Genomic DNA, 11764 nt, shown 5'->3' with positions numbered 1-11764 from the left:
GCTGTTAGCCGCACTTTGGGCAGCCATTCGTGTCAGGAAGCGGGTTTAAAGCAAGTCGGCAGCGAGCTGGGCAAGCGCCGAACGCTCCCCCTTGATGAGTCGGATATGGCCGGCGATTTTTTGATCTTTAAACTTTTCGACCACATACGTCAAGCCGTTGTTATACTCGTCCAAATACGGATGATCAATTTGCTCCGGATCACCCATCAAAATAATTTTACTTTTTTCACCGACGCGTGTTAAAATCGTCTTCACTTCATGCTTCGTTAAATTTTGTGCCTCATCGATAATGATAAACTGCTCCGGCAAACTGCGACCGCGAATGTAGGTAAGCGCCTCAACTTCGATCGAGCTCATACCGGCTAAAATAGCGTCCAGCTCCCCTGTTTTTTTCGTGTTAAACAAATATTCAAGGTTATCAAAAATCGGCTGCATCCATGGACGCAGCTTTTCTTCTTTTTCCCCCGGCAAAAAGCCGAGATCTTTCCCCATCGGCACAATCGGTCGAGCAACAAGCAGTTTTTTGTACGTGCGCAAGTCCTCGGTTTGCATCAGGCCGGCAGCAAGCGCCAACAACGTTTTGCCAGTACCGGCTTTACCGATTAACGTCACAAGTGGAATGTCGTCGCGCATGAGCAGCTCAAACGCCATCGTTTGCTGCACATTGCGCGGGCGAATGCCCCATATATGCTCTTGATGGAAGACGAGCTTTTTTACCTTTTTTCCGTTTTGGTCGACGATCCCAATCGCCGAGGTCGAACTGCCAAACGCATCTTTCATAATGATGAACTGATTCGGGTAAAACGGGTGGTCTGCAATATCGGCCAGCACAAGCTCTCCCTTCTCGTAAAACCGTTGCAAGTGGTCGTTTCCTATGTACAGCTCCAAAAACCCGGTGTAAATGTGGTCGACGTCAACGACACGGTCGCTTAAAAAGTCCTCAGCCTGCAGCCCAATCGCATCGGCTTTGACGCGCACGAGGGCATCTTTGCTCACTAAAATGACAGAGCGTCCATTTTCTTTCGCCTGTTCCTCGAGCGATAAATTTTTTGCGACTGCCAAAATGCGGTTATCATTCGTTTTTTCAACAAAAATTTCTTGAAGTTGCTGAAAGGAGCGGTGGTTCAATTCAATGCGCAGCACCCCTCCGTTTTCTAGCGGAATTTTCTCGTGCAGCTTGCCGTTTTCACGAAGGCGGTCGATCAACTTCGACACTTGGCGAGCGTTTCTTCCGATTTCATCCATATAGCGCTTTTTCGAATCCACTTCCTCAAGCACAACAGCCGGGATGACGACCTCGTTATCCTCAAATGAAAAGATGGAATACGGATCTTGCAAGAGCACGTTCGTATCGAGCACATAGATTTTCTTTCCCAAATTCCGCTTCCCCCTATATCCGTTTTTCGCCTTCTGCACCGGATGGGAATGGCTGTAGTATAGCATATGAAAAAATGTATAAAGATAGAAGGATATTTGCAAAATAAAGTAAAAAAAGGCGAGGTGGGCAGATGATGAAGAAAAACTACTGGCTGGCTGTTCTATGCGTTCTTCTTTTAAGCGCATGTGCCATCGGAAATGATAATGAGGCAAAGGAGTCCGACCGTTCGCTCGTACGCGTAAAAAATACGGTTGATGAAAAGGTAGAAAACAAATCCGGACAGGAAATCGCCCGCCGACTAGCAGAGATCGCCAACCGCGTCCCAAACGTTCATGACGCGGCAGCGATTGTCGTCGGCAAATATGCCCTCGTCGGCATTGACGTCGGTGCTAACGTCGATGCCTCGCGCGTCGGCACGATTAAATATTCCGTCGCCGAAGCGCTGCAAAAAGATCCATACGGCGCCAACGCTATTATTGTCGCTGACCCGGACCTTTACACCCGCGTGCGCAACATCGGCAAACAAATCGATGATGGACGACCGGTGCAGGCGTTTATGAATGAAATTGCTGACATCGTCGGACGGGTGATGCCGGAAGTACCAAGCGACTTATTTGAAACGACGCCTGAGCCGACGGAAGAAAACGACGGGCAGCTGAACGAGCAGGAAGAACGGCAACTGAATGAGCGTCAAGATAAACAGTCGAACGAACATTTAAATCGCTAAATGATTCCGGTGCGACCATGCTGCAAGTAAATAGGAGGACAGCCCGCAGCTTCCCTTTTACAAATGACAATCGGTTCCATTCCATATAACCTTGTCTTTTGATATAGGATGAACCGATTGCTTTGCTGTGGTGAACGATGATATACTATTCCTGCATAGAGAAAACATTCCATATCTTGAATCGGGCGTACAGGGCGTTAAGCGCCGTCAGGGTGTTTACCTATGAACGTCTTGCCGAACAAGGGTGAGTTGTGCACGTACGTGTAATGAAGAACCCCTGTTATACGCACCCCCTCGCGATTTTCGCCATCGGGAGATTCAGTGAGGTGAACAATGAAAGTTAAATGCGTGCTTTGCGAACAAATCGATACCATTGATGACGAATCGTTGCTCGCCAAACGGCTGCGCAACCGCCCGATCCATACGTACATGTGCCGCCAATGCCATGACCGCATTGCCGAAAAAACAAAGCAGCGACTGGCAACCGGAAAATTCCGCTTCTACCGCGGCGTCTGTGCTGAAGATAACTGGTAACCGCAAAAAAAGAGGCTGACTCAAAAGGTCGTTAAACCGACCTTTTGGGGACAGCCTCTGTTTCTTTTCTTTACTATTTGGTTATTTATTCCTTTTTTGAAACGAGAATTTCTCCTTATTTCTGAATTTTATCCTGTTTTTTCTTTGTTGGATCGGTTGTGGCCGCCCACTTTCTCAAATTGTGAGCAGCACAAATAAGCCCCCATTCCAAGGTAATTTTTGGGAGCCCTCTTAACAAAAAGCGCTGAAATTGCTGGTTGTGCTTGATTTGCCCAAACACCGGCTCGTTTTCGATTTGTCGTTTTCGGTACGTCGCCGCCCCTTCTTCCGTGGACAGCCGTTTACGGATCTCTTGCCGTTGTTGTTGATTTCTCAAGGAAACGCGGATGGTTTTCGTGTCTTTGCCTTTGGCGCATGTCGCCTGAAACGGGCATCCGGCACAAGCCGTACAACGATACGTCCGTTTGACGGTAACGTACCCGTTGTCGGTCGTTTCCTTCCGTTCATACACAAACACCAACCGTTCCCCTTTGACGCAAATCCACTCATCCAGCTCCTCATCATACGTCATGTTCTCGATTCGGCCGATCTCCTTCGCCCACGCTTTCGTTTGTTCCCGATCCAACGTGTTGTACTTGATCAGGGCGACTATCTCCTTTTTCTCACAGTACGTGTAGTTCTCCTCACTCCCATAGGCGGAATCCGCAATGGCTTGTTTAGGCATTGGACGCCCATAGGCGGCCAATTGCTCCAAATGCGGAATGAAACATCCGGCATCCCCTGCCCGTTGATGCACGCTAAATCCAGTGATGAATTGGTTCTCTGTCCCAATCTGCACATTGTACCCCGGTTTGAGCTGGCCGTTTTTCATATGGTCGTCCTTCATCCGCATAAACGTGGCATCCGGATCCGTTTTCGAAAAACTGTTCCGTTCGCCTAATCTTTCTTTGTATTCTTCATATTTTTTCTTACGGGGGAGAAGATCTTGTTCCAATTGCCGTTTGGCTTTCTTTAACGTACGATTCTTCGGCTCTTTCTTTAGGCGCTCTTCCACTTGTTCGATGACGGCTTCGATCCTTTCGGACGTGATCGGTGAAGCTTCCAGCTTTTCTTGAAAATCCCCCTCTTGTTCCGCCTCTTCATCTTCTTTCGTCACCTGTTCGATCGAGGCAACGATTTTCCGGAATTTCTCCTCCAGTTTCTGATCGTACTTTTCCGTTGATTTGCGCCAAACGAATGTATATCGGTTGGCATTGGCTTCGATTTTCGTTCCATCCAGAAAATAATCCTCTAACTTGACCAGCCCTTCTTGACGCAGAAGATCGACAATGGAGAAAAACGTTTCGTAAATGATGTCCTTCATCCGTTCCGACCGAAATCGGTTGATCGTGCGAAAATCCGGTGTTTGATGGCCGGATAGCCACATAAAGTAAATGTTTTCTTTCAACTGCTTGGCGATTTGGCGAGAGGAGTAGATCCGATTGGCGTAGGCATACAGGATGACTTTCAACATCATTTTCGGATGATAGGCTGGACGCCCTCCGCCAAGATAGAGGGAAACGAACAGAGCCGGATCCATTTTTTCCACTGCCAGATCCACAATCCGGCAAAGATGATGTTTGGGAATGAAAATTTCAAGATCCATTGGCAAAATGAGTTGATCTCGGTTATAATAAATGTACATAAGAAAACCGTCCTTTCTTTGGTAGGGTTGTGGTGACTCTATTATACCAAAAGAGGAACGGTTTTCTTCTTTTTTATCCAAAAAAGTGTCCCAAAAGCGAACGCTATGCGAACACTTTTGGGACATCCTCTTTTCATTGCTAGGAACCGTACTTTTCTGGTTCGGCTTCGATTTGTCGCCATATCGCTTCAGCCAACTCCGCAGGGAAATAGGACGAATGTTTTTCTCCGCCACGCACATATTCGACAACGTATTGACCGTTCGCTTCATCTTTCACGGCGTTCACCGCTGTCACACCAAAATCGCTTTCCAAGATGGAGAGAAAAAACGACGCCGTGTCGCGTGCCGCTGCATCGTGCGGGCGGGCATTAGCGACAAGATGAATCGTCAGCCAATTGTAAAGAGCCTCTTGAACCGATTTCATCACGCCACCGCCTTTTCATTTATGGCTGTTCCTCTTGTTTCGCCTCCTTGAGGCGAATTTTGTAAATGATCAATACGAGAGCGGCAACCGTCAATCCTTCTGCTATCGGCAAAAAAACAGCAAAAAACGTTAAAATGGTGCAGCCGAGCGCAAGCAATGTATAAATGATGACGCTTTTTAACAATGGCAGCCGGCGGGCAAAGCCAAGCCGATACACAAGCGCCGAAAGCAACAACACGGTGGCATAAAGCAGCCACATGCCGCGCTCGGGATCTTCGTGTACATCATAGAGTGAAGCGAAAAACGTCAGCCGTTCGAGCACATTCACACGATTCCCCCCCATTCACCTGAATGTCCTGCAAAAACCTAGACCATTCCGGACTTCTCAATCATCAAGCAATACAGCCAGCATACATCCGCCTGTCCGCCTAGGGAATGCCGCTGCCTGCTATTTTGCCTGTTGAGCGGCTTTCTTTTTCTTCTCCGCCTTTTCACGCTCACTTTTGTTTAAGATTTTTTTGCGCAAGCGGATCGATGTCGGCGTCACTTCGCAATATTCATCGTCATTCAAATACTCAAGCGCTTCTTCGAGCGTCAAAAGGCGCGGCTTTTTCATCGTTACCGTCTGCTCTTTCGTCGACGAGCGCATGTTTGTCACATGTTTTTCGCGGCAAATGTTGACGACCAGATCGTTTTCACGGTTATGTTCGCCGACAATCATCCCTTCGTACACTTCCGTACCCGGTTCCACAAAAATTGTGCCGCGGTCTTCAAGCTGCATGATGCTGTAAGCCGTCGCCTTACCGGTTTCCATCGAGACGAGCACCCCTTGACGACGTCCGCCAATCATACCTGGCTGCACTGGGGCATAATGGTCAAACGAGTGATTTAAAATGCCGTATCCACGCGTCAGCGACATAAACTCGCTCCGGTAGCCGATCAAGCCGCGCGACGGCACATGAAAGACGAGGCGCACTTGCCCGTTGCCGCCATGCACCATATCAGCCAACTCGCCTTTGCGGCTGCCAAGCGATTCCATAATGGCACCGGTATATTCTTCAGGAACATCGATAACAACCCGCTCAATCGGCTCACATAGAGCGCCATCGATCTCCTTTACAATGACCTCCGGCTTCGATACTTGCAATTCGTATCCTTCGCGGCGCATATTTTCGATTAAGATGGCTAAATGGAGCTCGCCGCGACCAGAAACGACCCACGCATCCGGCGACTCGGTCGGCTCGACACGCAAGCTGACATCGGTCTCGAGCTGGGTGCGCAGCCGTTCTTCCAACTTACGGGCGGTGACATACTTGCCTTCACGACCGGCAAACGGGCTGTTGTTGACGAGAAACGTCATTTTCAGCGTCGGTTCATCAATGTGAAGTGGCGGTAGCGGCTCTTGGTGGTCAGGCGGGCACACCGTCTCGCCGACATTAATGTCTTCCATTCCAGCAACAGCGACGATATCGCCGGCGTGCGCCTCATCAATCTCAATCCGCTTTAAGCCGATAAAGCCAAACAGCTTCGTGACACGGAATAGTTTCACTGCGCCATCTCTCTTTAACAAGGCGACTTGCTGGCCAGTTCTCATCGTGCCGCGAAAAATGCGGCCGATGCCGATACGTCCGACGTATTCATTGTAATCGAGCAGCGCCACTTGGAATTGCAACGGCTCATCGCGATTGTCAGCCGGCGCCGGAATATGGTTTATAATCGTTTCAAACAAGGCGGTCATGTCGCCATCTTGCCGTTCCGGATCAAGGCTTGATGTTCCGTGCAATGCCGATGTATATACAACCGGAAACTCGAGCTGCTCCTCAGAAGCGCCAAGCTCGATAAACAAATCGATTACTTCATCGACAACTTCCGCTGGACGGGCGAACTCGCGGTCGATTTTGTTGACGACGACGATCGGCACGAGCCGCTGCTCAAGCGCTTTTTTCAGCACGAACCGCGTTTGCGGCATGCAGCCTTCGTATGCGTCGACGACGAGCAAAACGCCATCGACAAGGCGCATAATCCGCTCAACCTCCCCGCCGAAATCGGCGTGCCCCGGCGTATCTAAAATGTTAATGCGCGTTCCTTTATATAACACCGCTGTGTTTTTCGCCAAAATCGTAATGCCGCGCTCCCGCTCCAAATCATTGCGGTCAAGCGCCCGCTCCTCGACTTGTTCGTTTTCGCGAAACGTTCCTGACTGCCGAAGCAGCTGGTCAACGAGCGTTGTTTTTCCGTGGTCGACGTGGGCGATAATCGCAATATTGCGCAGATCCAATCGTTTATTCGTCAATGTCGTTCACTCCCATTAGGCAAACTGCTTGTCTATTATATCACAACCATAGAAAATCAGCATATTTTCCGGTAAACTTAAAAAAGATGCCCCATTTTGCCAGAAAGGAGTCAAGCGGATGAAACGCATCAAGGCTGTGCCGCTGTTGTTTGCGATTCTCGCGGTTGCCGCCATCATGGCGATCGGCGTTTTTATCGCCGAACAAAACATAATCGGTATCGCTGCTTCAGCACTCATTCTCATCGTCATTATGGGCGCCGGATTTGCTCACAAAAAACGGACGCATGAATAAAAAGAGGATGTCCCAAAAGTGTTCGCATAGCGTTCGCTTTTGGGGCACTTTTTTGGGCAAAAAAAGAAGAAAACCGTTCCTTTTTTGGTATAATAGAGTCACCACAACCCTACCAAGAAAGGACGGTTTTCTTATGTACATTTATTATAACCGAGATCAACTCATTTTGCCAATGGATCTTGAAATTCTCATTCCCAAACATCATCTTTGCCGGATCGTGGATCTAGCCGTGGAAAAAATGGATCCAGCTCTGCTCGTTTCCCTCTATCCCGGCGGAGGCCGCCCAGCCTATCATCCGAAAATGATGTTGAAAGTCATCCTGTATGCCTACGCCAATCGGATCTATTCCTCTCGCCAAATCGCCAAGCAATTGAAAGAAAACATTTATTTTATGTGGCTATCCGGCCATCAAACACCGGATTTCCGCACCATCAACCGATTTCGGTCGGAACGGATGAAGGACATCATTTACGAAACGTTTTTCTCCATTGTCGATCTTCTGCGTCAAGAAGGGTTGGTCAAACTAGAGGATTACTTTCTGGATGGAACGAAAATCGAGGCCAGCGCCAACAAGTACACGTTCGTTTGGCGCAAATCAACGGAAAAGTACGATCAGAAGTTGGAGGAGAAATTCCGGAAAATCGTAGCCTCGATCGAACAGGTGGTAAAAGAGGATGAAGAGTCGGAACAAGAAGGAGATTTTCAAGAAAAGCTGGAAGCTTCACCGATCACGTCTGAAAAGATCGAAGCCGTGATCGAACAAGTGGAAGAACATCTAAAGAAAGAGCCGAAGAATCGCACGTTAAAGAAAGCAAAACAGCAATTGGAACAAGACATTCTCCCCCGTAAGAAAAAATATGAAGAATACAAAAAAGTGTTAGGCGAACGAAACAGTTTTTCGAAAACGGACCCCGATGCGACGTTTATGCGGATGAAAGACGACCATATGAAAAACGGCCAGCTCAAACCGGGATATAATGTGCAGATAGGGACAGAGAACCAATTCATCACTGGATTTAGCGTGCATCAACGGGCGGGGGATGCCGGATGCTTCATTCCACATTTGGAGCAATTGGCCGCCTATGGGCGTCCCATGCCTAAACGAGCGATTGCGGATTCCGCCTATGGGAGTGAGGAGAACTACACGTACTGCGAGAAAAAAGCAGATCGTCGCGCTGATCAAGTACAACACATTGGACCGGGAACAAACGAAAGCGTGGGCGAAAGAGATCGGCCGAATCGAGAACATGACGTACGATGAGGAATTGGATGAGTGGATTTGCGCGAAAGGGGAACGGCTGGTGTTTGTGTATAAACGGAAGGAAACGACCGACAACGGGTACGTCATCGTCAAACGGACGTATCGTTGTACAGCATGTGCCGGATGCCCGTTTCAAGCAGCATGTGCCAAAGGCAAAGACACGAAAACCATCCGCGTTTCCTTGAAAAATCAACAACAACGGCAAGAAATCCGGAAACGGCTGTCCACGGAAGAAGGGGCGACGACATATCGAAGACGGCAAATCGAAAACGAGCCGGTGTTTGGGCAAATCAAGCATAATCAGCAATTTCATCGGTTTTCATTGAGAGGCCTCCCAAAAATTACCTTGGAGTGGGGTCTAGTTTGTGCTGCCCACAATTTGAGAAAGTGGGCCACAACGACCGACCCAACAAGGAAAAAATAGGATAAAATTCGGAAATAAGGAGAAATTCCTGCCTCAAAAAAGGAATAAATAACCAAATGGTAAGAAAAAGAAACAGAGGCTACTCTCAAAAGGTCGGTTTAGACGACCTTTTGAGACAGCCTCTTTTTTGCGGCGACACCCCGCACTGTCATTGCCGCAAATAGCGCTGCAAAATTTCCTCGTGCACTCCTGGTTTGGCAGCGAGTACCGAATTGCGGCTGAGCAGATTGAGCGGCTTGCCATCTAAGTTTGTCACGATTCCGCCCGCTTCCTCGATTAAAATCATCCCACCGGCGAAATCCCACGGCGACAGGCGCGGTGAAATATACGCATCCAAGCGGCCGGCGGCGACATACGCCAACTCGAGCGCCGCTGACCCATACGAGCGCGTACCGCGCGCTTCTTTGGCCAACCGGACGAGCGGGCGGTGATCGATGCGGCGGTTTTCCATCAGCCACGTTGCATTGACAGCAATAATTGATTCCGCAATCGGCACCGGCTGCAGGCGGTCAAGCGGCTTGCCGTTGAAAAACACCCCCCGCCCTTTTTGAGCGGAGTACAGCTCGTCAAAGACAACGTCATACACATAGCCAAGCCGGCCGACCCCGTCTTCAAAAATACCGACCGACACAGCGAAATGGCGCTGCTGGTGGATAAAGTTCATCGTTCCGTCAATCGGGTCAATAATCCATACAATGCCGTCCAATACGGCGAGTTCATCGCCGAACCCTTCTTCGCCTAATATATGGTGGCCGGGAAACTGACGGCGGATGTGCTCGGCAAAAAACTGCTCAATGCCACGGTCAACATTCGTTACTAAGTCGTTGCGATTTTCTTTCGTTTCTACGGTCAGCTGTTCAGCAAACGAGGCGCGAATGCGCCGTCCAGCTTCTTCAATCCATTGCCGGGCATATTGGTCGATCTCTTCCCATTTTCCTGCCATGTCAATTCCTCCTGCTTTCGTTATGTATGCAGCAACCGGAAAGGGGGGGACACCGTTCAAGAAAAAAACGAACCGCAAAGATGGTTCGCCTTAAAAATGATCATACTTGAAGGCGCATCAGTTCTTGGCGCAGCTTTTCAAGCCGCCGTTTGCACTCTTTTTTCTTTTCTTCGTCATTTTCCATCATGGCTTCATACAGCGTCGCTAATTCGTAATCGAGCTCGAGTCGCAACACCGCCATGCGTTTGTCTCCGTCTGGTCGTTTCCGCGAATTGGCGGTCTTTTTCATCTCCGTCCGCACCCCTTTCCCTATCATCCGCTAAACTTCCGGCGCTCTTCACGGAATGTGCTGCTTCATTTTGTTTTATATTATATTATGTGGAAAAAGGGGTGTATGCAACTAATTTGTGCGTTTACCTACCGTGCTTCGTCCGCTTCGTTCAATGCGAATCCAGTCACCGTTTTTCGCCTCTTTCGCTTGCTTCATGACCGCATACGACGAATAGCCGCTCGCTTTTTCAAACTCGGCATACAGCCGGTTTTCTTCGCTTTTGGATGGGACGATCTCTTTGAACCGGCGGTAGACGTCCATTAGCTCTTCGCGCTTCATCCCCCGTTCATACACCGTTTCAATAGCCGTAAAAAACTTAATGACATCAATGATTTCCTGTGTTGACCAATCGTAGGAAAATGGGTACGAATAGCCCATTGTTTCACCTCCTCCATTAGTTTGCCCAGCGGCGCCGAATTTGTTCCGCCTCACCAATCATGCGGGCAAACAGCTCAGCAACGGACGGAATGTCGCGAATGAGCCCGATCGCCTGTCCAGCCCAAGCGAACCCTTCCTCCACCTTTCCTTCATAAATGAAGCGGCGATTTGCCTCTCCGCTAATATATTCTTTCAAATCTTCGTACGTGCCGCCTTGGCGCTCAATTTCCAATATTTTCTCCGTCCATTGATTGGCGATCGCCCGCCCCGGCGCCCCAAGCGACCGTTTAATGACGACCGTGTCATGCTCTGTGGCGTTAACGATCATTTCTTTATACACCGGATGGGCATGGACACATTCTTTCGTCGCAATAAACCGCGTCCCCATTTCAATGCCTTCTGCCCCAAGAGCCAGCGCCGCCATCAGCCCGCGCCCATCGGCGATACCGCCAGAGGCGATAACCGGAATCGATACCGATTCGACGACTTTCGGAATGAGGACGAACGTGCCGGTGTCATATTTGCCGAGATGCCCGCCTCCTTCTTGGCCGACGACCATTACCGCATCGGCGCCCAATTCTTCCGCTTTGACCGCTTGGCGGACTGCTGCGACAAGCACTAATGTTTTTACGTCCGTTCCCTTCAGTTGCTCAAAAAACGGTGCCGGATTGCCGCCGGTGACCGAGACAACCGGTACTCCCTCGTCAAGCGCGGCTTCAAGCATATGAGAAAACGCGCGGCCGTGCTGACCGATGGCAAAATTGACGCCAAACGGCCGATCGGTTTTTTCCTTCACTTTGCGAATTTCCTCGCGCAACCGCTCCGGGCTTTCTAGCGACATCGCTGTAATTTGCCCGAGGCCGCCCGCATTCGAGACAGCAGCGGCTAAATCGGCGTACGCTAAATAGGCAAGTCCTCCTTGAATGATCGGGTATGTAATGCCGAGCAATTCTGTCACTCTCGTTTTCCATTCCATCCCCTTATGCCTCCTTTTGGTTTTGTCCTTCTTTTATTTCTTGTTTTCACCGCTGTTTTCCTTTTTCACATAGCATTCATTTCTTCTTTGCAAACGAAAAAATAAATGCTATAATGCAC

Annotated in this window: 12 protein-coding genes and 1 pseudogene; 4 read left to right on the top strand and 9 right to left on the bottom strand. The window is 49.3% G+C overall.

Annotation, left to right across the window (positions count from 1 at the left end; all coding sequences use genetic code 11):
- Positions 1–45 precede the first annotated feature (45 nt).
- Complete coding sequence (locus IC804_RS15230) at positions 46–1377, bottom strand: PhoH family protein (RefSeq protein ID WP_008878733.1); 1332 nt, start codon at positions 1375–1377, stop codon at positions 46–48.
- 134 nt (positions 1378–1511) lie between these two features.
- Between IC804_RS15230 and IC804_RS15225 the strand changes: the two genes are divergently transcribed.
- Positions 1512–2105, top strand: coding sequence for a YhcN/YlaJ family sporulation lipoprotein (locus tag IC804_RS15225; protein ID WP_008878734.1), 594 nt, complete (start codon positions 1512–1514; stop codon positions 2103–2105).
- A 333-nt stretch (positions 2106–2438) separates the two neighbouring features.
- Positions 2439–2639 (top strand): YlaI family protein, encoded by a 201-nt coding sequence (locus IC804_RS15220; RefSeq protein ID WP_008878735.1) that lies wholly within the window; start codon positions 2439–2441, stop codon positions 2637–2639.
- 115 nt (positions 2640–2754) lie between these two features.
- On the opposite strand, the gene IC804_RS15215 is transcribed toward IC804_RS15220, so the two are convergent.
- The 4 genes from IC804_RS15215 to typA form a co-directional block, all read right to left on the bottom strand.
- Positions 2755–4323, bottom strand: a complete 1569-nt coding sequence (locus IC804_RS15215) for an IS1182 family transposase (protein WP_087959916.1) — start codon at positions 4321–4323, stop codon at positions 2755–2757.
- Between the two features lie 139 nt (positions 4324–4462).
- Positions 4463–4747, bottom strand: a complete 285-nt coding sequence (locus IC804_RS15210; protein ID WP_008878736.1) for a hypothetical protein — start codon at positions 4745–4747, stop codon at positions 4463–4465.
- A gap of 19 nt (positions 4748–4766) precedes the next feature.
- Positions 4767–5075 carry a YlaH-like family protein gene (locus IC804_RS15205; RefSeq protein WP_029760397.1) on the bottom strand — a complete coding sequence of 103 codons (309 nt, stop codon included), beginning with the start codon at positions 5073–5075 and terminating at the stop codon, positions 4767–4769.
- A gap of 120 nt (positions 5076–5195) precedes the next feature.
- Entirely contained in the window at positions 5196–7040 is a 1845-nt protein-coding gene (gene typA / locus IC804_RS15200; RefSeq protein WP_008878738.1) for a translational GTPase TypA, read from the bottom strand.
- A 118-nt stretch (positions 7041–7158) separates the two neighbouring features.
- Between typA and IC804_RS15195 the strand changes: the two genes are divergently transcribed.
- Both IC804_RS15195 and IC804_RS15190 read left to right on the top strand, forming a co-directional pair.
- The gene (locus tag IC804_RS15195) at positions 7159–7332 is read left to right on the top strand and encodes a DUF5325 family protein (RefSeq protein ID WP_008878739.1); all 174 of its coding nucleotides are present in this window, start codon (positions 7159–7161) and stop codon (positions 7330–7332) included.
- 133 nt (positions 7333–7465) lie between these two features.
- Positions 7466–9017, top strand: a pseudogene (locus IC804_RS15190) (IS1182 family transposase).
- Between the two features lie 148 nt (positions 9018–9165).
- Here IC804_RS15190 and IC804_RS15185 read toward each other — a convergent pair.
- The 4 genes from IC804_RS15185 to IC804_RS15170 form a co-directional block, all read right to left on the bottom strand.
- The gene (locus tag IC804_RS15185; protein ID WP_008878740.1) at positions 9166–9960 is read right to left on the bottom strand and encodes an inositol monophosphatase family protein; all 795 of its coding nucleotides are present in this window, start codon (positions 9958–9960) and stop codon (positions 9166–9168) included.
- Positions 9961–10060: 100 nt separating this feature from the next.
- On the bottom strand, positions 10061–10276 hold the full coding sequence (locus IC804_RS15180) for a hypothetical protein (RefSeq protein ID WP_008878741.1): 216 nt from the start codon (positions 10274–10276) through the stop codon (positions 10061–10063).
- An 84-nt stretch (positions 10277–10360) separates the two neighbouring features.
- The gene (locus tag IC804_RS15175) at positions 10361–10669 is read right to left on the bottom strand and encodes a UPF0223 family protein (protein WP_011887084.1); all 309 of its coding nucleotides are present in this window, start codon (positions 10667–10669) and stop codon (positions 10361–10363) included.
- Between the two features lie 16 nt (positions 10670–10685).
- Positions 10686–11645, bottom strand: a complete 960-nt coding sequence (locus IC804_RS15170) for an NAD(P)H-dependent flavin oxidoreductase (protein WP_060475714.1) — start codon at positions 11643–11645, stop codon at positions 10686–10688.
- Between the last annotated feature and the right edge of the window lie 119 nt (positions 11646–11764).

This window comes from Geobacillus sp. 47C-IIb (assembly GCF_014679705.1).
Classification (GTDB): domain Bacteria; phylum Bacillota; class Bacilli; order Bacillales; family Anoxybacillaceae; genus Geobacillus; species Geobacillus thermodenitrificans.
Note: the sequence above shows the minus strand (reverse complement) of the source record. Positions and strands in the feature narration are given on the sequence as shown.

What these genes read in the sequence shown, in the direction of transcription:
- IC804_RS15180 (WP_008878741.1), bottom strand. Translation starts at nt 10,276, where the DNA reads ATGATAGGGAAAGGGGTGCGGACGGAGATGAAAAAGACCGCCAATTCG.
- IC804_RS15185 (WP_008878740.1), bottom strand. Translation starts at nt 9,960, where the DNA reads ATGGCAGGAAAATGGGAAGAGATCGACCAATATGCCCGGCAATGGATT.
- IC804_RS15175 (WP_011887084.1), bottom strand. Translation starts at nt 10,669, where the DNA reads ATGGGCTATTCGTACCCATTTTCCTACGATTGGTCAACACAGGAAATC.
- IC804_RS15215 (WP_087959916.1), bottom strand. Translation starts at nt 4,323, where the DNA reads ATGTACATTTATTATAACCGAGATCAACTCATTTTGCCAATGGATCTT.
- IC804_RS15210 (WP_008878736.1), bottom strand. Translation starts at nt 4,747, where the DNA reads ATGAAATCGGTTCAAGAGGCTCTTTACAATTGGCTGACGATTCATCTT.
- IC804_RS15170 (WP_060475714.1), bottom strand. Translation starts at nt 11,645, where the DNA reads ATGGAATGGAAAACGAGAGTGACAGAATTGCTCGGCATTACATACCCG.
- IC804_RS15195 (WP_008878739.1), top strand. Translation starts at nt 7,159, where the DNA reads ATGAAACGCATCAAGGCTGTGCCGCTGTTGTTTGCGATTCTCGCGGTT.
- IC804_RS15225 (WP_008878734.1), top strand. Translation starts at nt 1,512, where the DNA reads ATGAAGAAAAACTACTGGCTGGCTGTTCTATGCGTTCTTCTTTTAAGC.
- IC804_RS15220 (WP_008878735.1), top strand. Translation starts at nt 2,439, where the DNA reads ATGAAAGTTAAATGCGTGCTTTGCGAACAAATCGATACCATTGATGAC.